The sequence below is a fragment of the Adhaeribacter soli genome, assembly GCF_008727925.1.
Taxonomy (GTDB): domain Bacteria; phylum Bacteroidota; class Bacteroidia; order Cytophagales; family Hymenobacteraceae; genus Adhaeribacter_A; species Adhaeribacter_A soli.
This window is the reverse complement of sequence record NZ_VTWT01000002.1, coordinates 454,270-473,614: the sequence shown is the minus strand read 5'-3', so window position 1 is coordinate 473,614 and position 19,345 is coordinate 454,270. Positions and strand designations below refer to the sequence as shown.

Genomic DNA, 19,345 nt, shown 5'->3' with positions numbered 1-19,345 from the left:
AAAACAAAACCGGCTGCCTTTCAGAAGCAGCCGGTTTATGAATGGTAGGAATTTCTGCAGAGAAACTACTGGATCACCAATCGCTGGGTTCGCCGGCCGTTCCCGGTTTCCAGCTGCACTACATAAACACCTTTCGGCAGGTTGTTCAATGGTAATTTATAATGTAGTTGCTCGTTGCCGGGTAAAGTAACTTTCGAAATGGTCTGGCCTAATATGTTCATAAGGCTGATAGTGGCCGAACTGCGGTTTTTCAGATCGGCAGCCACGGTAACGTAATTTTTAGCCGGGTTCGGATAAAGATAAAAATCACTTACAAAAGGATTGCGGTTCGGTTCGGCAATGCGGGTAAGGGCAAAGTTGGTAAATATCGGTTCGTTGAAATCGAAGTAAATAGCGGCTCTTCCTTTAATTTCATCCCCTAATTTCAGGTTGCTTTTAGGTTTAATCCGGTACCGGATAAAGCCATGACTGGCTGGTTCGTTCCGGTTGCTGTCGGGTAATAGAATGTTTTCAAAGCGCCATTCAATTATGCCCTTATCCAGTATCCGAAACGTATAAGCATGGCTGGCAGAAAGCATTTCAAAAGAAGATATTTGTAATTTGTCGCCGATAGAATCGCGTACCACCACGGTAAAAGCCGTATCGTTTCCGGTATTCTGAAAGCGGATCACATAGCCTAATAACTGACCGGAATTTACCTGGGTTGGGCTTAATTTATCCAGATTCACCTGCTTGTCGTTCGGGTCGTAAGAGCCGGTAACGGGGTGCCTTAAGGTGTCGGTATTATTTGCTTTAAAATGGTCTGTAGCAAAGGGGCTAATGTAAGATGGGGCAATTAAAACCGTACTTCGGGGAGTAGAAACGTTAACCGTGAATTGCAGGTCAATATTCCGGCTTTCGTTTGGCTGCAGGTTCTGGTAATTCCACCGCAAATAATTCCCTTGGTGAACGGCCGGGGTTACGGAAACAGAGCCCAAAGTCAGATTAGCCTGATCATATTTTAAGTTGAGGCTGTCGGAAAGGGTTGTAGTGCCCACATTTTTATACGTTACCCGGTATTTTAGCGGAAAGCCCGGCCGTGACGGCGTCATAGCTGTAACGGTTATTTTTACATCGTTACGGTTCGGGATCGGCGCAAAGCCAAAATCTTTGACCTGGGTCTGGTTAGTTCCGGTAAAGGAAACGCTATGGTTTTGGGGCGAAATTGTGTAATTCAGAATGGAAGCGGAAGGCGTTAAATTAAAATTGCCCTTTGGTAAGTACGCCAAATAATTGCCATTGGAGTCGCTAACAGCATAGGCCATCATCGGGTTTATTTCAATTATACCCTCCTGGTAAGGTTTTTCCCCGGTATCTTTTACCCCATTACCGTTCGCATCGATAAATAAATTGCCGGAAACGGTATTGAAATGATTCAGGATTTTAGCAATGTAACCGCTAACCCTTGTTGGGCCATTAGAGGGTGTCATTGGCCCCTGAAGTAGACCATTGATCGTTAAAGAACCTAAGCGAATAGTGCCTAAAACACCTCCTGTTATATATTGGTTGTTTTCATCGTCTAATGTAATGCCATAAATACCGAAAGATCTGGTCAGAGGGTCAAAGGTTCTTGCATTTATGGTCTTAGAGTCTAGAATATTGCCGGCCGTATCCAGCCTTGAGATGTGGTTCGATTCTTTACCTGTTCTCCAATCTGCAAAATCTCTGGTCATGGTTAATTCATTCCTGATTTCCTTTGCCAGTCTTGTGCCAATTACCCGACTCCCAAAGGGCAGTATTTTTGCCCATGTTAATTTACCTGTCGGGCTCAGTTTTGTAAAGAGCGTATTGTCTGTTGAAGTATCAGAAAATGTTAAACTTGTATTGTCAATTCTAATAATGGTGTTTCCTAAAATTCTATCGCTAAGGTAGAGGTGCTCCGTAGAATCAAGGCTCAAAGAGGGCCTGGGGTCAAAAGGACCATTGTGACCTAAATATTCTATTCGTTTGTCCCATAGTTTTTGCCCCTGCTTATTGTATTTAGTAATCGTTAGTTCCCCTGAAGGATGGGTTTTGCTAAATACAGCTACGGTATAAACGTCCTCATTCAACCCTCCCTGCAGATTCGTATAGGGCTCAAAAAAATAAGCAACATTGTTTGTGTTGTCTGTTGTATTTTTTACCCACTGCAATCTGCCGTTACTATCAAATTTAGCCAGATATGTACTGTTGATGCCATTGGCAATTAAAGAAGTATTTCCAATTGACAAAGTGCCCTGAAAACTACCAGCTAAATATATATTGTCATTACCATCAAGCGTTAGCAAAGGGTTCGAAGAGGCAATAAGTTTTTGTATCCAGATTAAATTTCCACTAGGATTGAACTTAGCAATAAATGCTTCTTTTTGATGCCGTCTTGGCGTTTTAAAAATCACGGTATCAATAAATAAAGAATCCCGGTAAGCGCCGGCAATTAAAATGTTTTTATTCCGATCGGTTGCTATTTCTATCTGGATTGTTGCTCCAATAATATTCTTTGCCCAGACCAATGAGCCATTAGTGTTATGTTTGGCCAGGTAACAGCCGCCGGAAAAAGTTTGGCTGCCGAATACGGTAGGGGTAGTAATTTCTCCCGCAGAAATTAAATTTGCTCCATCTGATTGGATCGAAGGGAAATAATCTGTGCCCTGTAAGTTTGCCCATTGAAAGGCCTGGCCCCGTACAGTCAGGGAACCGGCAATTGTTAAAAACAGGAGAAGTAGCGTTCTTTTCATAGTGGCAGAGTTGGTTTAACAGAAGTAAAGTAATGAAATTTTCTATTTTAACAAAAAATAAATAATGCTTTCTATTCCTTTTTGAAGTATATTCTCAGAGTTTAGGCGTATGCATGCAGATGTTCAGGATATATATGCGGGCTTTCATTGCCGGAAAGAATTGAAAACAACCCGGTTACATTTGTAAAAAGCACCCGGGCTCAGAAACGGTAAGTATTTATGCTAAAAAACTACCGGATTACCAATCGCTGGGTTTGCCGGCCATTTTCAGTTTCCAGCTGCACTACATAAACGCCTTTTGGCAGGTTGTTTAGCGGCAGCGGGTAATGGATCTGGTCGTTGGTGGGAAAAAGAAGCTTTTTCATGAGTTAATGTCCAACTTAGGTTGTTAATAAAATGTTATATAAGGAAGTCGCAATAAACCTCCAAAACGTTGCAACAGGATTAAATTTTATTTCTCCAATGTCCTAATAAAACAAAACCGGCTGCCTTTTTAAAAGCAGCCGGTTTATAAATGGTAGGTATTGCTGCAGAAAAACTACCGGATCACCAATCGCTGGGTTTGCCGGCCATTTTCAGTTTCCAGCTGCACTACATAAACTCCCTTCGGCAGGTTGTTCAGCGGCATCTGGTAATGGATCTGCTCGTTAGCCGGCAGCGTTACCTGGTGAAGGATCTGGCCTAACAGGTTTACCAGGCTTACGGTAGAAACCGTTTGTTTCTTGAATGCAGAAGCTACCATTACGTAATTCTTTGCCGGGTTCGGGTGAAGGCTGAAAGGTTGTAGTCCGGCTTTGGCTTCTTTCACTCCAGTCGGGTTGGCTACTCTCGTAATGGCGTAATTGGTAATTACCGGCGCATTGTAATCGAAGTAAATGGCAGCCTTATTAGCAACAGAATCGCCCAGAGCCAGACCCGGTTTGGTTTTAATGCGGAAGCGGGCAAAGCCATGGCTGGCCGGTTCGTTGCGGTTGCTGTCGGGCAAAAGAATATTATCGAAGCGCCATACAAGCTGGTTATCTTCCAGACTTAATTTATAGGCGTGGCTGGCTGCTACCATTTCAAAATTTACCAGGTTCAGGTTGGCAGGTACTTTATCCGTAACGATCACCGTAAAAGCGGTATCGGTACCGGTATTCTGGAAACGGATGGTGTAATCAAGCATGTTGCCATTCGCAGCTTCCAAAAGGGTCAGGGTGGGTTTGTCTACCTGCTTGTCGTTTGGGTCGTAAGAGCCCACAACCGTCAGGTGATGTATGGCGTTGTTATCTTCCTTGTTCAGATCGATAGTAAATGGTTTAATGCTGGCAGCGGCCTGGATGGAAGTACCTAAAACCGTAGAGACTGGCACTGAAAAAGTAAGCTCTATGCTGCGGGTTTCGTCAGGTTGCAAATTCTGATAATACCAGGTTAGTTTTCCATTATTATGGCTAACCGGTACTGTGGTGCTGGAGCCAAAAATCAGGTTTGTGGTGTTGTAAGTGAACGACAGCGTGTCCGATAAAGTAGTGGTGCCTACATTTTGATAGGTTAGAAGGTACTTGAAAGTAAAGCCCGGCCGGGCAGGAGCCAGGTTGGTTACCGCCACTTTCACATCATTACTGTTCGGAATAGGTTGTAAAGCAAAATCTTTATTAGCCAGTACCTGGTTCATTCCGCTAAAAGTTACAATATGGTTTGCCGGTACAGCTGTATAATACCGGGGCGGGTTAGGGAGAGCTACCGCTGAACTTCCGGATGGTAAGTAAATATTATAAGTGCCATCGGAAGAGGACAAGCCATAAATCGGCCCAGGCGTAGTTGCGACCATTACCTGGCTGAAAGGGCTTTCAGATGCATCTAAAATACCATTGCTGTTCATATCCCTGAACACAGTACCGGAAATTGTATTCGCCTCCCTGGTAACTTTGGCTAAGAATCCTGCACTAAAAGCAGAAGTACTCAGCGTAGTAGCGCTGAACTGGGCATTACCGGAGTGAAATTGGCCTGAAACAAAGAGATTACCAAATTGATCGCCGCTAAGCCCGGAAGAATAAATATTGCCCGTAGCACTATTGGTCCAGAGAACTGTTCCTGCCGTATCAAGTTTCGTGACTGCGCCAGCCGTTGCAACTGCTAGTTCTTTTTTAGGAGTGTAATATGTTTTAGGAAAATCTAAAAAAGTTGGAGGAGCTCCAGTGGGGGGAGGGAAGTTAGCAGAAATAGATTTAGCCCATTTCCAGTTACCTGAAGAATTTAACTTGGCCAAAAAGAAGTTGTTAGGATTGGCTGTTATGGTAGTATTCCCAATCGTGATGTTGCCCGTGAGATAGCCGGATATATAAGTGTTCTCCAATTCATCGACTGTCAGATTGATATCGAAAATACTTCCGTTAGTTAGTTTATTCCAGAGAACGGTTCCTGCAGGGTTGATCTTAGTAACAGAAAAGCCAAAAAAGGGTTGAGTAACAATACCAAAAATATTTGAAAGATAGACGTAACCGGTAGGAGTTACATTAATTTTAACATTCCGGTCCTGCCAGGTAGAAGAACCAACGGTATTTGCCCATAGAAGGGTACCGGCGGCATCATATTTTACCAGGAACGCATTGTTTCCTGATAAAGCTGTAATGCTTGTTCCGTTAAAAGTCAGCGAATTATTGAAATCACCACCTACGTAAACATTACCTGCCCCATCGGCGGCAACCGAAGCAGAAAGATGATTGGAGCTAAGATTGCCGGTAGTTACATCCGAACTGCGAGCCCAGAGCAAGGTACCGGTAGGTTTAAACTTTGCTACAAATACACCATGTTTATTTGGTGAACTGCCCTGAAAAAGCAAACCGTCTATATCAAGCGAGCTGCGGAATGTTCCGGCTATTAAAATATTCTGATTGGCATCTACCGTTACGCTGGGTTTATTAAAGCTGTAACTTTTAATATGTTTTGCCCAAAGTACATTACCGGCATGATCGCTTACTGCCAGGTAATGATTATTGGAATCAGGGCTGGATAGAACCTGGTTACCAAGGGTAATGGTCCGGAAAAAAGAACCGGTTGTAGCAAGCAGATTATTGCCTGCAGCCAGGTTTGTACCATCAATAGTATTTTCCTGAGACTTAGCCCATTGAAAGAATTGGGCAGACGTTTTAAAGGAAGTAAGCGCGGACAGGAGGCATAAGAGAAGAAGTTTTTTCATATCCAAGAGTGGGTTAGGTAGTTGAAGAAGGCTACTGAATACAGGTCGCAAAAAAACGATCAATCGTTGCATGCTGTTATTAATTTATTTTTCTTTATAAAAGTAATCCGCTTTTTCTAATCATTACAGCGCTTTCTTCCGCCAAACCTTTCGTTTTTCATCCCAAAACAAGGTTCTATCATTCCCAAAAAATCTTCCTACCTTTGCTTTACATAAGGCGATTGTTTTAAGCGCCTCATTTCTAATTCATAATTTCTAATTTTTAATTAAATAAGAAGTGCAATACTACAACCACGTAACCGAAGCCATTGGCAACACGCCGCTGGTAAAGCTCAATAAAGTAACCGAAGGTATTAAAGGTACCATCCTGGCCAAAGTAGAATATTTTAACCCGGGCAACTCCGTAAAAGACCGTATGGCCATCCGCATGATCGAAGATGCCGAGAAAGCCGGTATCCTGAAACCGGGCGGAACCATTATTGAAGGTACTTCCGGCAACACCGGAATGGGGCTGGCTTTGGCCGCCCAGGCAAAAGGCTACAAGTGTATTTTCACCATGCCCGATAAGCAAAGCAAAGAGAAAATGGACATTCTGCGGGCCGTAGGAGCAGAGGTGGTGGTTACCCCAACCAACGTTACCCCCGACGATCCGCGTTCCTATTACTCGGTTGCCAGACAGTTAAACCAGGACATCCCGAATTCATTTTACCCGAACCAGTACGATAACCTTTCCAACACTGCCGCGCACTACGAAGGCACCGGCCCGGAGATCTGGAAACAGACCGATGGCAAAGTAACCGTTTTTGCGGCAGGCGTAGGCACGGGCGGCACGATTTGCGGTACCGGTAAATACCTGAAAGAGCAGAACCCGAACCTGAAAGTGATTGGCCTCGATACGTATGGCTCGGTGTTCAAAAAATACAAGGAAACCGGCATTTTCGATGAGAACGAGATTTACTCGTACGCTACCGAAGGCATCGGGGAAGATATCCTGCCGAAAAACGTAGATTTCGACGTGATCGATCAGTTCATTAAAGTTACCGATAAAGATGCCGCTTTAATGGCCCGCCGCTTGTCTAAGGAAGAAGGTTTATTTGTAGGCTGGTCTTCCGGTTCGGCGGTTTATGGCGCCCTGGAATATGCCCGCCAGCACATGACCGAAAACGACGTGATGGTGATTATTCTACCGGACCACGGCACCCGTTATCTGGGTAAAATTTACAACGACGAGTGGATGAAAAATCAGGGTTACCTGGATTAAGGCATCCCCAATTCTGGGTATTTTTGCAATAATTACCCTTGTTAATTATAAAAAACGTAAAAAAGCCGGCTATCTTGCATAAGCCGGCTTTTTTTTGTGAATTAAAATTCTGTCATTAAGAAGTTGTTTCAGATAATCAAAAATTAAAAACATACTGCCGGCATTCTATTTTTTTATCCAATGCGTATATCAGTTATTAAGTATTGCGTGAAAAGTGGCAACAGGCCGGCGGCAGTGCTTGGGTCAGCATCTTCCATTATTAAGTTTTGATAACAATGGTAGAATATCTGCAAAAGCTTTTCGAGTCTAACGGGTTTATGCCGCATGGGCATTGCTATTTCTGGCGGCCGGAGATCCTGTTTACCAATGTAATAGGCGATGGCCTTACCTCCCTGGCTTACTTTTCCATTCCGCCTATTCTGTTTTACATTACCCGGAAGCGGAAAGATCTTACCCACAGACCCCTTTTCCTGCTGTTCGCGCTCTTTATTTTTGCCTGTGGCGCCACGCATTTAATCGAGATCATAACGGTCTGGAAACCATTTTACCGACTGCAGGGAGCCATAAAAATTATCACCGGCCTGGTTTCGGTTTCTACAGCGGTGGTCCTGCTCCGGGCTGTTCCTACATTACTGGCCCTGCCCAGCCACGACCGGCTGGAGAAAGTAAATGCCCGGCTCCGCGAAGAAGTGGCCGAACGCGAACGCGCCCAGGTTGCCTTGCGCCAGGCCAACGAAGCCCTCGAGACCCGGGTGCAGCAACGTACCGCCCAGCTTATTAAAACCAACCGCGAACTGGAAAGAGAGATCGAGATCCGGAAACGGACCGAAGAAGACTTGCTGGAGAAAAATCAGGAACTGGTGCGCATCAATGCCGATCTCGATAATTTTGTTTACTGTGCCTCCAACGATCTGAAGGCCCCGATCGTTAACATAGAAGGTCTGGTTACTGCCTTGAAAGAAGAAATTCCCCAACGGAGCGAGCACGTAAACGCCATTCTGAAACGCCTGGACGGCTCTTTGCTCAAAGTGGATCGTACCATTCTGGACCTTACGGAAGTAAGCCGCTTGCAGAACGAAGTAACGAACCCACCGGTGGAAGAAGTTAGTTTTGCCGAAGTGCTGGAAGAAGTGAAATCCGATATTCAGGACCTGATCGCGCAAACCGGCGCTACCATCGAAGCTGACTTCTCCAGGGTTAAAAACATTCATTTCTGCCGGCAGGATCTGAAAAGCATTCTTTATAACCTGATCAGCAATGCTTTAAAATACCACAACCCGTTACGCAAACCGCATGTCCTCGTGCAGACAGAGCCTATTCCGAACTGCTGCCTGCTCCGCATTGCCGATAATGGCCAGGGCATCGACCTGGAAAAACACGAATACAAGATATTTTCGCTTTTCCGCCGTCTCAACGATCAGGTAACCGGTTCGGGCATCGGGCTTTATATTGTAAAACGGATCCTGGATAACAATAATGGCCGCATAAAAGTGAAAAGTAAAATTGGGGAAGGAAGTACCTTTGAAGTATATTTGCCCAAACAATAACGCCACGTTGTTGTTTTACTTCTGAAAACCAAACTGTTAGCAGGAACAGAAATGAAGAAACTGGATGGCATCTTGCTGATTGACGATGACGAAACGAATAATTTTCTGAATCAGCGGTTATTTGCCCGGCTTGGGCTTTGCTCAAAAGTGAAGGTGTTGCCGAACGGAAACCAGGCTTTCAACTACCTCTATAATATCAGCCGCAACAATTACGATCTGCAAAGCCCGGAATATTTCCGCCCCGATCTTATTTTGCTGGACGTTAATATGCCGGTTATGGACGGGTTCGAATTCATGGACCTTTACGAGAAACTGGACAACGATTTCCGGAGCCGGATCGTGCTGGCCTTTTTGTCCACCTCCTCGCATCCCTTAGATATCGAGAAATCGAAAAAATACCGTATCGAATACCTCACCAAACCGCTTACTGCCGAGAAAATGTCCAGCCTGATAAGCCGCCACTTCCCGGAAGAAAAGCAATCTATTCCTAATTCATAACTTCTGGAATAAAGCCCAATTTGAATGCTCTGAGCTTCAGCCTTTTTTTTCGGCTGAAATTTTCATTGCCGTCTGCTTTAGCTGACGGAAAGCAGGATGTACCTTTCTTAGATACTAACACAAACGCTACTATTTCCGGCAGAAAAACCAGAGGCTATGCTAAAAAAGATTGTCATCCTAAGCGATCGCGAAGGCCTGAGCGATTTGCTTGACGGGATTTGTAATCCCGTCATAACTGAGCCGTGGGATTTGTAATCCCACTTTCTAAAAATTAACATGGTCATGCACCAGTAGAAAAAGCAGGAAAGGCTACGGCAGCATGGTGTCCGGTGTACTCACCGGCCACGGTAAACTTTTATGTCATTTTCACTTACAGAAATTTTAACCCAAAATCTTCCCCATTCAGCATAACTTATGAATTTATGAAGCAGCTTCAAACGCTATTATTTCCGCCGGAAAAACTACTTAACCAGTTGCTGAAAGTAGTTCGACCGGATCAGGATATTCAGAATCAGGCCTATTCCGGCCAGAAACAAACCGACCCCGATCATGATCTCCGTACCGGGAAGCTTTGTCCGACGATGGCGCAATACTTTGCCGTAAGCCGCGCCAATGGCAAAAGCAGCCATCAGGGGCATTGTTTTCAGCCAGATCACGTGCCCGAGCAAATAGTGGCTTACCAGTCCGGAGAAGCTCGTAATAATTAAAATGAAAAGCGAAGTGGAAGTGGCAATTTGCGGCGGCATCCGGAAAACCCGGATCATAAACGGCGTTTGCAGGAATCCGCCCCCAACGCCAAATAAACCCGCAATGCAGCCAGAAAGGTAACCGAACAACCCAATAATGCCCCCGTTCAGCCGGTAAGCCACCTTTTTATGCCGGTTTCGTCGGATAAACGTGGTAGGCATGCGGCGCAGCCGGTACATGGTAGATTTCTTCGGACTTTGAGCGGGACTTTTCCGGGTGGAAAGCAGGTAAATGCTGAGCGCAATCACAAAAAAAGCAAAGAAGAACTGCATTTCTAGTACCGGCATAAAAGCCACCAGAAACGCCCCGGTAATGGTCCCGGCAATGGCCGGGACCTGAATTAAAGTAGCCACTAGGTAATCGATATTCTTCTCCCTGTAATTAAAGAACGAAGAGATCAGGGAAGCCGGCAGCAGCGAAGCCAGGGTAGCCCCAATGGCATTTTCGATAGAGTACTGAAAGAAAATAATAAGAATGGGCACCATAAAAATGCCGCCACCAAACCCAACCAGCGTACCAAAGGCACTCACGATAATACCGATTACAAAGATCAGAACCTGGTCGAGCATTTTTTCTAATTTGGAGATTTGAAAATTTGAAGATTTGGAAATTGGATAATGTGGTAATTAGAAAATGAAGTAATGCGACATGATTTTCGGGTAATGGTATGCTTTTCAGCTGAAAAAGTTGTGCTTAAGCTTCAATTATAAACTGCACGACTAAGGTGCCAGATTTTACAATTGAATTTCAAAATTCTACGACCTTCAAATTGCCTGATTTTTCGCATTATCACATTATCTAATTCCCACATCTTCAAATTTCCACATCTTCAAATCTCCAAATCATCACTCCACCGGATTCACGAACCGGAAGCTTTCGCCATCGAACAGGCCTTTGTCGGAGAGTTTCAGGGCCGGGATCACGAGCAGGGCCATAAAGCTGAGCGTCATGAAAGGGGAGGCGAGGGTGCTGCCCATGGCTTTGGCCATCGCATCGATCCGGGAATAAGCTTGGGCCACTTCGTAGCCGTCTTCGGCGCTCATGATGCCGGCTACCGGAAGGGCCAGTAATTTTTCGGCCGGACCATCTACAGCCGCTACGCCGCCTTTGGCTTTAATGATCAGGTTTACCGCCCGGCAAATGCTTTCATCGTCGCAACCAACGGCTACAATGTTGTGCGAATCATGCCCTACGGAAGAAGCGATTGCCCCGGATTTCAGCCCGATATTTTTAATAAATGCAACAGCCGGTTCGGCATTCTGGTAACGGTTAACGACGGTAATTTTCAGTACATCGTTTGCCACATCCGAAACCGCATTTCCATTTTCCACCTTTGCGTTCTGCCAGGATTCTTTGGTGATCAGCTGCCCGTCGAAAGCCTCGATTACCCGCACTTTTTCGCCTTCCTGAGCGGCGAGCCGGAACTGCTCCGGCTTTTTCAGGTCGGTATCGAAATTGTTGATCAAGGTGCTTGGGGCGAATTCGATGTTGGTTTTACCTTTTTCGGCCACCAGCATACCGTTTATATAGGTTTGCTGCACTTCAAAATCCTGCAGGTTGTTCACCACAATAAAATCGGCCGGGTCGTTTTCGCGTAGCAGGCCGACTTCCAGCTGATAATGTTTTACCGGGTTCAGGCAGGCGGCTTTTAGTACCTTAAACAGATCTATTCCTTTGGCAAGCGCGCGTTTTACCAATTCGTTTATGTGGCTTTCCACTAAATTATCCGGGTGCTTATCGTCGGAACAGAACATCATCATGTCCGGGTAATCGTGCAGCAGCTCAATTAAAGCTTCGAAATTTTTTGCCGCGCTGCCTTCCCGGATCAGGATCTTCATGCCGTATCTGAGTTTATCGAGCGCTTCTTCTTTCGTAAAACACTCGTGATCGGTGGTCATGCCGGCTTCTATGTACTGGCGTGCCTGTTCGCCCCGCAAGCCGGGCGCGTGGCCGTCTACCTGTTTGCCGAACTTCTGGGCCAGGGTAATTTTCCGCATCACCTCCGGGTCGCGGTTCAGTACGCCGGGCCAGTTCATCATTTCGGCCAGGTATTTTATTTCCGGTTTCTGGAAAAGCTCTTCAATGTCTTCGGCGGTTATTTCGGCGCCGGCCGTTTCGAAAGGCGTTGCCGGTACACAGCTCGGCGCGCCGAAATAAAACTTAAAGGGAACCTGAGCACCGTTTTCGAGCATGTATTCCACGCCTTTCAGGCCCAGCACGTTGCCGATCTCGTGCGGGTCCGAAACGGTTGCCACGGTGCCGTGCACTACGGCTAAACGGGCAAACTCGCGCGGCACGAGCATGGAGCTTTCTACGTGCACGTGAGCATCTGTAAAGCCGGGAAGAATGTACTGCTTTTCAGAAGTATCTTCTCTAATAATTTTTACAATCTTGCCGTTTTCTACCTGAACGGTGCCGCTGTAAATTTCCTGGTTTTCAATATCTATAAGCTGGCCGCTGAGGCTGAAATCTCGTTTATTCATAAGGAGCAGGTGCTGATAATTTTGATTTTAAAAGCGTTAATGGAACGGTAAATTAGCTTATCTTTGCCGAAAAAACCGCGATTTGAGAAAGATATTTTCATATTTCCTGTTACTGCTGATGCTCACGGTTCTGCTGGAATCGAGCTGCAGTCCGCGGGCGCGACGTTACAAAAACCGGAAACCGCCTAAGGCAGGCAAGGCGATTCCGTGTCCTTTAAAAGACTGCTAGCTTACCTTTAGAGTACCCGAATTATGAAGAAAATAGTTGTTGCCATCGATGGTCATTCTTCCTGTGGTAAAAGCACCACGGCCAAACTGGTAGCCAAAGAACTGGGCTATGCCTACATCGACACCGGCGCCATGTACCGGGCCGTAACGCTGTATTTTCTTCAGAACTACATCGATGTGGCCGACGACCACGGCATAAAAAAAGCGCTCGAAAATATTTCGGTAACCTTTAAGCGCAACGTTAAAACCCACCGGAACGAAACCTACCTGAACGGCCTGAACGTGGAAGACGAGATCCGCAAAATGTACGTAACCGACAAGGTAAGCGAAGTAAGCGTGATCCCGGCCGTGCGCCACGCCATGGTGAAAGAGCAGCAGAAAATGGGTAAAAAGCGGGGCGTAGTAATGGACGGTCGCGACATAGGAACCACTGTTTTTCCGGATGCCGAAGTAAAAGTTTTTATGACCGCCGACGTAATTACCCGCGCCCAGCGGCGCCAGCAGGAATTACTGGCCAAAGACCAGATGGTTGATCTGGATATTATTATCGAGAACCTGAAAAAACGCGACCACATCGACTCTACCCGGGCCGAAAGTCCGTTGCGCCAGGCTCCGGATGCCGTACTGCTCGACACTTCTCATATTACCATCGATGAGCAGGTAGATTTTGTAATGGATAAAGTGGCAGCAAAAATTTTCACAAAAGAATTTTCTGAACGGATTTAGTGTTGAAGTAGCGCATGGAAATTACAATCGATAAGAATTCTGGTTATTGCTTCGGAGTAGAGTTTGCCATTCAGATGGCCGAAGATGAAATGCAGGAAGTGGAAGAGCTTTATTGCCTCGGCGATATTGTACACAACAGCATGGAAGTAAAGCGCCTTTACGAAAAAGGCCTCCGCATTATAGACCACGAACAGCTTAAAAACCTGCACGACTGCAAAGTGCTGATCCGGGCGCACGGCGAACCGCCGGAAACCTACCAGATCGCGCTGCAAAACAACATTGAACTCATCGATGCTTCCTGCCCGGTAGTATTGAAATTGCAGAACCGCGTAAAGCACGCCTACGATTCTATTTCCCAGCAGAACGGTCAGATCGTGATCTACGGGCAGCAGGGCCACGCCGAAGTGATCGGTATTGCCGGCCAGACCCGCGACGAAGCCATCATCGTGACCACCGAGGCTGACTTGGATAAAGTGGATTTCAGCCGTCCGGTAACGCTTTTCAGCCAGACCACCAAAAGTACCAAAGGGTTCTACCACATTAAGAGCGTAATTGAAGAACGGATGCTGGCGGCCCAAGGCTCGCTCCAGAAGCTCGATGCCAACGACAGCATTTGCCGCCAGGTAAGCAACCGCGAACCACAGCTAACCGTTTTTGCCCGCCAGCACGACGTAATCATTTTTGTTAGCGGCAAGAAAAGCTCCAATGGAAAAGCCCTTTATGCGGTTTGTCAGCGCGAAAACCCGCAAAGTTATTTTGTAGAGAACGGAGAGGAACTGGATGCCGCCTGGTTCGATAATGCCAATTCCGTAGGCATTTGCGGCGCCACCTCCACCCCAATGTGGCTCATGCAGCAGGTAGCAGACCATATCCGGGAAATAACCCTGCAAAGCGCCTGAGCAAAGCCAGAAAACGGTAGCATTCCTGCTTAAAAAGTAATAACCGAAACCGTACAGAATATCGTAACTTTAAGCCCTGCAAATGCAGGGCTTTTTGTTTGACCGTCTTTCAAATTAAAGAGTCGGATATCAGACAAATTCCTTTTCAGCTGTGACTAAATGCTTTCAGTTTTAACAGAAATAGCACATTAGCACATTAAAAAATTAGCTCATTATTGCATGAAACGCCTTTTTAAATACTTCCTGAATGGCTTCCTGATCATAGCGCCGATCACGCTTACCATTTACATAATCGTAGCCGTAATTGCCTGGCTCGATGAAATCTTTGATATCGGGGAATTGCCGATGATTGGCCGGATCCCTGGACTGGGTATCTTCATTATCATTATCCTGCTTACTGTTGTCGGTTATCTGGGTTCCTCGTTTTTAGTGCGGCCTTTCCTGGTACTTGCCGAGCGCATTCTTACCAAAGTGCCGCTGGTAAGCATTATTTACTCTTCCCTGAAAGACCTTTTCGATGCCTTTGTCGGCGATAACCAAAAATTCAATTGCCCGGTAATGGTAAAAATGCACGACACACCCGAAACCTTCCGCATGGGCTTCATTACCCAGGATAACCTCGAAAGCCTGCACATGGAAGACCTGGTAGCCGTTTATTTTCCCGATTCCTATAATATTTCCGGCGAACTCTGGTTTGTGAAAAAAGACAATGTCCGCTTTATCCAGCTACCAAGCAGCGAAGTGATGAAGTTCGTCGTTTCTGGCGGTGTGGCGAAATTGTAGTTGTTGGTTGCTGGTTGTTCGTTGTTGGTTTTTTGGGAAAAGGGTAGGGTTTGGGTTGAAAAAACAGGTCGTGATGGTGGAAAACCCGGTGGTAAAGACGCGATGCATCGCGTCTCTACAGCAAATGAAAACCGTCACCCGGAATTCCATATTTCCAAATTGCTCCATTTTCAAATTTCCAAATTAACAAATTAGCACATTAAAAAAAATAGCACATTAAAAAAATGCCTTTCATAACCGAAGGAAAAACTAAACTGCACTACCGGAAACTGGGGCATGGGCCGCGGGTGCTGCTGGCGTTCCACGGTTTCGGACAGGACAGTTCCTATTATGAGCCGGTGGCCGATGCCATCAAAGACCAGTACACCATCTTCGCCTTCGATCTGTTTTACCACGGCCAGAGCTGGCTCGATAAACCGCACGCGCCGCTTACCAAAGAATTCCTGACTACCTTAATAAACCGATTTCTGGAAACAGAGAATATCAAGTCGTTTTCGGTGGCCGGTTTTAGCATGGGAGGGAAGTTTGCTTTAACGGTACTGGAGGGTTTTACGGACAGAATTCATAGCATTTTTCTGGTTGCGCCCGATGGTATTAAAACCAGTTTCTGGTACAACGTTGCTACTTATCCCGGTTGGTTGTCCGGCTTATTTAAGCGCACGGTGGTAAAGCCGGAGCCCTTTTTTAAATTCGTGCGGGTAATGGGGCGCTACAAACTCATGCACCCCGGCATTTTGCGGTTTGCCGCCCACCAGATGAACAGTCCCAGTAAACGCCTGAAGATCTACAAAAGCTGGACCGGCTTCCGACTGCTCGTTTTCGACATTAACCAAACCATCGAACTGCTCAACAGCACCCGAGTTCCCCTCGTGCTTTTCCTCGGCCATTTCGACCAGATCATCACCGCGCAAGGCCTGAAATTCTTTACCGATGCCCTGCAAAACTGCCAGGTAATTACCCTGAAAACCGGGCATTCTCATCTTTTAGCCGAAGTAGGAAACTACCTGCACCAGCATCCGGATTTTAAGAAGTGAAATCGAATCTATAAGAAACCAAAAAGTCCCGGAGCAATCCGGGACTTTTTCATATCAATTTCATAGCATTAACACGCCAAAAACTTACGGCTTTTCTTCCAGCAAATTGGCCACCTGCATTTCCTTTTTAGCCTGGATCTGGCGGAACAGAAATACCCGTTTATCGATCTTCAGCGCTTCAAAGGTCAGAGTGTAAGGCCGCTCTTTCTCATCCGTCAGGTTTACGGTTACGGCCGTAATATTAGGCGTTTTGGAATTGGGGCGGGTGCCGGTAACTGAAACCAGAGTGCTGTTATTTACCCGGAACGAATCGGCGGCCATCTGGCCTTTCAGCGCGTCGATTTCCTGTTGCAGGTTGCTTTCCAGCTGGTCTGCGCCTACGCTGCTCACAATATCCTTCATTTCATCGGTTGTGGCATTGTTTTTCTTTAAATCCTTTAATTCCGCATCGCTGGGCAGGTAAATGGTAAGCCGGTCGGTGTTGCCGGTTTGCAAAGCGGTGTATAATTCCTTGCCAAGTTCCTTAACGCTGGCTTTGCCGCGGGTAGAAGGCAGCGGTTTCTTTTTTCCAAACAGCGGGTTTTGCGCTGAAGCGGTTCCGATAAATAAAAGCACTAGCAAAAAGCTGAAAGCCCACGTGAAAGTCTTCTTCATGATAATTCCTCCCTCGGTTTGTTCTTAGATTTGTAATAGATTGGTTTTGTTTGTTTTTAGAACTATACGCGGAAAGAAGCTGGTCATGTTGAAATAAAATTGTAATTTATTTGTACTTACCTGATATGATGGTAAACGCCTGAATTAAAAAGTTAAATTTCGGAGGTAAAATCGAGCTGTTTGAAAAGAAAGTAGCGGTTGCGGATCTGAAAGGCTTCGAAAAGCACGTACTTTTCATTGGCTGCCGCATCGGCAATGGCCACCCGTACCTTATATAAAAGCGGGTTCTTCGGATCTTTCCGGGTAGCTTTGGTAGCAGCCAAAGTCCAGGCCGACCAGTTGAACATGCCCGCACTGGCCCGGTCCATCATAAAGGAAAATTGTTTCTGCAGGTTTTGCCGCACGGTATCCGGCGTGGTTCTTTCCAGTACCAGCCGCATATCTTCGGAGCTTTTTCTTCGCAAAGCCTTCAGGTCGGTTTCATCGGGCAGGAAATTATCCAAGCCACTGAACTGGTTTTGCTGCAAAGCATTAAAAACCGCCTGACCCAGTTCCTGCATCGTAGCTGCGCCATGGCCTTGCCGCGAAGCAGCGTTTTGCGCCTGGACCTGAAAGGCGCTGCAGAAAAGGAATAAAACTGAAAATATGAACAGAAACTTCTTCATAAGCAGGAACTTGATTTGTTCTGGGTATACGGCAATTGCCTCTAACTGATATACTTAAGAGCGGGTAATCTGAAAAGGGTAGGTTTTTTGCCCGAAAAGTGAAAAATAATGTTGGATCGGGTCAGGGCATAAAGGGCCGGAAACCGTATCTTGGAAGCGGAAATAAGTACAGAATTTTACCCGATGCACAAACGTCCTCAAAAGCGAACCATTGGCCGCCGCGAGCTGGTCGATTTTCCGGAGCTTGAACTCTATGAAGTGGAAGCGAAAGTTGATACCGGTGCCTACACTTCCGCCCTGCACTGCACCGACATCCGCGAAGAAACCCTGGAAGACGGCTCCATCGTGATCCGTTGCAAATTCATGGACGAATCTCACCCGCATTACAACAACAAGGTTTTCGAGTTCCGGGAGTTCGATCTTCGCGATATCAAGAATTCGTTCGGCGATGTGCAGCAGCGTTACGTAATCAAAACGCCGATTCAGTTGTTTGATAAAACCATTTTAGCTGAATTTTCGCTTTCCGACCGGAGCGATATGCGTTACCCCGTTTTAATAGGCCGGGTGCTGTTAAAGCGGCATTTTATCGTGGATGTTTCCCGGAAAAATGTGGCTTATAAAAAACGTCAGAGACAAAAACAAAACAAAGATTAATGAAAATTGCCATTCTTTCGCGTGACGCTAAACTATATTCTACCCGCCGCCTGGTGGAAGCTGCCCAGCAACGCGGCCACGACGTACTGGTGCTCGACCACCTCAAATGCGATTTGCTCATCGAAGCCGGGCACCCTTACATTATGTACAAAGGCGAAAAACTGACCGGTATCGATGCCATTATTCCGCGCATCGGGGCTTCGGTTACGTTTTACGGCACGGCCGTAGTACGCCAGTTCGAAATGATGAAAGTAAAAAGTGCCGTAGATTCCCAAGCCATTGTGCGTTCCCGCGACAAGCTTCGCTGCCTGCAGATCCTGTCCAAAGCCGGACTCGGCATGCCGAAAACCGCTTTTACCAATTACGGCGTTAAAGTAAAGGAACTTATTCAGCAAGTAGGCGGTGCACCTTTAGTAATTAAGTTACTGGAAGGCACCCAAGGCTTGGGTGTAGTGCTAGCCGAAAACGAAAAAGCCGCCGAATCGGTGATCGAAGCATTTCATAACCTGAAAGCCCGCATTATTGTGCAGGAATTCATCTCCGAAGCCAAAGGCGCCGACATCCGGGCCTTTGTGGTAAACGGCCAGGTAGTAGGCGCCATGAAACGCCAGGGCAAAGAAGGCGAATTCCGCTCCAACCTGCACCGCGGCGGCACCGGCAGCCTCATAAAACTTTCCCGCGCCGAAAGGGCCGCTGCTTTGCTTGCAGCCAAAACCCTGGGCCTGGACATTGCCGGAGTAGACATATTGCAATCCAAACGCGGCCCATTAATTCTGGAAGTAAATTCATCGCCCGGCCTGGAAGGCATCGAAAAAGCCACCAAACAGGACATTGCCGGCAAGATCATCGAATATACCGAAGAGTTAGTGAAAAAGAAACGGGCAAAAAAAGAGAAAAGAGAAACCGGCCATTAAAAACCACAAACGCCAGAACCACTGGCCGAACAAATGTTGGGGCGATCCTTGTGGTCGCCCTTTTTCCTGTACCAGCAATAAAATATCAGAATCAGAATTTTCAGAATTAAAGAATTTTTAGAATTTCCCGTTGTAATACATACCAAAAGAACCTGATTTTACGGAAAATTAAGAGATTGTGTAGCTGGGTTTAAATGGCGGAGGTACAACCACCCCCAACCCCTCCTTGAAAAAAGGAGGGGAGCTTTACTTCACTCCAGCCTTCTCTTAAAATAGGAGAGGGACCTGTTTTAAAAAACAAATTCCCCTGCATAATCAGAA

15 protein-coding genes and 1 pseudogene are annotated in these 19,345 nt (G+C 46.3%); 9 read left to right on the top strand and 7 right to left on the bottom strand.

The genetic code is table 11. The features are described from left to right. Nucleotides 1–65: 65 nt before the first annotated feature. The 3 genes from F0P94_RS19600 to F0P94_RS05390 all read right to left on the bottom strand — a co-directional run bounded on the left by F0P94_RS19600 (nt 66) and on the right by F0P94_RS05390 (nt 5,931). Nucleotides 66–1,712 carry a T9SS type A sorting domain-containing protein gene (locus tag F0P94_RS19600; protein ID WP_191906928.1) on the bottom strand — a complete coding sequence of 549 codons (1,647 nt, stop codon included), beginning with the start codon at nt 1,710–1,712 and terminating at the stop codon, nt 66–68. A gap of 1,271 nt (nt 1,713–2,983) precedes the next feature. Continuing rightward, nucleotides 2,984–3,118: a T9SS type A sorting domain-containing protein gene (locus F0P94_RS05395; protein WP_150902792.1), complete on the bottom strand. Its 135-nt coding sequence runs from the start codon at nt 3,116–3,118 to the stop codon at nt 2,984–2,986. Between the two features lie 173 nt (nt 3,119–3,291). Next, nucleotides 3,292–5,931 (bottom strand): DUF7619 domain-containing protein, encoded by a 2,640-nt coding sequence (locus F0P94_RS05390; RefSeq protein WP_191906927.1) that lies wholly within the window; start codon nt 5,929–5,931, stop codon nt 3,292–3,294. A 277-nt stretch (nt 5,932–6,208) separates the two neighbouring features. Between F0P94_RS05390 and F0P94_RS05385 the strand changes: the two are divergent. From F0P94_RS05385 to F0P94_RS05375, 3 genes and pseudogenes are all read left to right on the top strand, one after another. Next, nucleotides 6,209–7,189 (top strand): annotated as a pseudogene (locus F0P94_RS05385) (PLP-dependent cysteine synthase family protein); the annotation flags it as partial. 278 nt (nt 7,190–7,467) lie between these two features. Next, the gene (locus F0P94_RS05380; protein ID WP_150902789.1) at nt 7,468–8,739 is read left to right on the top strand and encodes a sensor histidine kinase; all 1,272 of its coding nucleotides are present in this window, start codon (nt 7,468–7,470) and stop codon (nt 8,737–8,739) included. 51 nt (nt 8,740–8,790) lie between these two features. Further along, the gene (locus F0P94_RS05375; RefSeq protein WP_150902788.1) at nt 8,791–9,237 is read left to right on the top strand and encodes a response regulator; all 447 of its coding nucleotides are present in this window, start codon (nt 8,791–8,793) and stop codon (nt 9,235–9,237) included. Nucleotides 9,238–9,698: 461 nt separating this feature from the next. On the opposite strand, the gene F0P94_RS05370 is transcribed toward F0P94_RS05375, so the two are convergent. After that, nucleotides 9,699–10,553, bottom strand: a complete 855-nt coding sequence (locus F0P94_RS05370) for a sulfite exporter TauE/SafE family protein (protein ID WP_150902787.1) — start codon at nt 10,551–10,553, stop codon at nt 9,699–9,701. 276 nt (nt 10,554–10,829) lie between these two features. Then, nucleotides 10,830–12,467, bottom strand: coding sequence for an adenine deaminase (gene ade / locus F0P94_RS05365; protein ID WP_150902786.1), 1,638 nt, complete (start codon nt 12,465–12,467; stop codon nt 10,830–10,832). A gap of 252 nt (nt 12,468–12,719) precedes the next feature. Here ade and cmk point away from each other — a divergent pair, with 252 nt between their 5' ends. The 4 genes from cmk to F0P94_RS05345 all read left to right on the top strand — a co-directional run bounded on the left by cmk (nt 12,720) and on the right by F0P94_RS05345 (nt 16,137). Beyond that, nucleotides 12,720–13,421 carry a (d)CMP kinase gene (gene cmk, locus F0P94_RS05360; RefSeq protein WP_150902785.1) on the top strand — a complete coding sequence of 234 codons (702 nt, stop codon included), beginning with the start codon at nt 12,720–12,722 and terminating at the stop codon, nt 13,419–13,421. Nucleotides 13,422–13,435: 14 nt separating this feature from the next. After that, nucleotides 13,436–14,320, top strand: coding sequence for a 4-hydroxy-3-methylbut-2-enyl diphosphate reductase (locus tag F0P94_RS05355; RefSeq protein ID WP_150902784.1), 885 nt, complete (start codon nt 13,436–13,438; stop codon nt 14,318–14,320). A 219-nt stretch (nt 14,321–14,539) separates the two neighbouring features. Beyond that, the gene (locus F0P94_RS05350) at nt 14,540–15,103 is read left to right on the top strand and encodes a DUF502 domain-containing protein (protein WP_150902783.1); all 564 of its coding nucleotides are present in this window, start codon (nt 14,540–14,542) and stop codon (nt 15,101–15,103) included. 224 nt (nt 15,104–15,327) lie between these two features. Continuing rightward, nucleotides 15,328–16,137, top strand: a complete 810-nt coding sequence (locus tag F0P94_RS05345) for an alpha/beta fold hydrolase (RefSeq protein ID WP_150902782.1) — start codon at nt 15,328–15,330, stop codon at nt 16,135–16,137. Nucleotides 16,138–16,221: 84 nt separating this feature from the next. Here F0P94_RS05345 and F0P94_RS05340 read toward each other — a convergent pair whose 3' ends face one another. Beyond that, nucleotides 16,222–16,791 (bottom strand): hypothetical protein, encoded by a 570-nt coding sequence (locus F0P94_RS05340; protein ID WP_150902781.1) that lies wholly within the window; start codon nt 16,789–16,791, stop codon nt 16,222–16,224. A 152-nt stretch (nt 16,792–16,943) separates the two neighbouring features. Next, the gene (locus F0P94_RS05335; protein ID WP_150902780.1) at nt 16,944–17,456 is read right to left on the bottom strand and encodes a hypothetical protein; all 513 of its coding nucleotides are present in this window, start codon (nt 17,454–17,456) and stop codon (nt 16,944–16,946) included. Nucleotides 17,457–17,639: 183 nt separating this feature from the next. Between F0P94_RS05335 and F0P94_RS05330 the strand changes: the two genes are divergently transcribed. Both F0P94_RS05330 and rimK read left to right on the top strand, forming a co-directional pair. Then, on the top strand, nt 17,640–18,110 hold the full coding sequence (locus tag F0P94_RS05330) for an ATP-dependent zinc protease family protein (protein WP_150902779.1): 471 nt from the start codon (nt 17,640–17,642) through the stop codon (nt 18,108–18,110). Beyond that, a complete protein-coding gene (gene rimK, locus F0P94_RS05325; protein WP_150902778.1) occupies nt 18,110–19,024 on the top strand; it encodes a 30S ribosomal protein S6--L-glutamate ligase in 915 nt (304 codons plus the stop codon). Before F0P94_RS05330 ends, rimK begins: the two co-directional genes overlap by 1 nt. The last annotated feature ends 321 nt before the right edge of the window (nt 19,025–19,345 follow it).

Bases quoted from the DNA above. Each gene is read 5' to 3' on its own strand.
- F0P94_RS05355 (WP_150902784.1), top strand. From the start codon at position 13,436: ATGGAAATTACAATCGATAAGAATTCTGGTTATTGCTTCGGAGTAGAG.
- F0P94_RS05345 (WP_150902782.1), top strand. From the start codon at position 15,328: ATGCCTTTCATAACCGAAGGAAAAACTAAACTGCACTACCGGAAACTG.
- rimK (WP_150902778.1), top strand. From the start codon at position 18,110: ATGAAAATTGCCATTCTTTCGCGTGACGCTAAACTATATTCTACCCGC.
- cmk (WP_150902785.1), top strand. From the start codon at position 12,720: ATGAAGAAAATAGTTGTTGCCATCGATGGTCATTCTTCCTGTGGTAAA.
- F0P94_RS05380 (WP_150902789.1), top strand. From the start codon at position 7,468: ATGGTAGAATATCTGCAAAAGCTTTTCGAGTCTAACGGGTTTATGCCG.
- F0P94_RS05340 (WP_150902781.1), bottom strand. From the start codon at position 16,791: ATGAAGAAGACTTTCACGTGGGCTTTCAGCTTTTTGCTAGTGCTTTTA.
- F0P94_RS05375 (WP_150902788.1), top strand. From the start codon at position 8,791: ATGAAGAAACTGGATGGCATCTTGCTGATTGACGATGACGAAACGAAT.
- F0P94_RS05330 (WP_150902779.1), top strand. From the start codon at position 17,640: ATGCACAAACGTCCTCAAAAGCGAACCATTGGCCGCCGCGAGCTGGTC.
- F0P94_RS19600 (WP_191906928.1), bottom strand. From the start codon at position 1,712: ATGACCAGAGATTTTGCAGATTGGAGAACAGGTAAAGAATCGAACCAC.
- F0P94_RS05335 (WP_150902780.1), bottom strand. From the start codon at position 17,456: ATGAAGAAGTTTCTGTTCATATTTTCAGTTTTATTCCTTTTCTGCAGC.
- ade (WP_150902786.1), bottom strand. From the start codon at position 12,467: ATGAATAAACGAGATTTCAGCCTCAGCGGCCAGCTTATAGATATTGAA.
- F0P94_RS05350 (WP_150902783.1), top strand. From the start codon at position 14,540: ATGAAACGCCTTTTTAAATACTTCCTGAATGGCTTCCTGATCATAGCG.
- F0P94_RS05370 (WP_150902787.1), bottom strand. From the start codon at position 10,553: ATGCTCGACCAGGTTCTGATCTTTGTAATCGGTATTATCGTGAGTGCC.
- F0P94_RS05390 (WP_191906927.1), bottom strand. From the start codon at position 5,931: ATGAAAAAACTTCTTCTCTTATGCCTCCTGTCCGCGCTTACTTCCTTT.
- F0P94_RS05395 (WP_150902792.1), bottom strand. From the start codon at position 3,118: ATGAAAAAGCTTCTTTTTCCCACCAACGACCAGATCCATTACCCGCTG.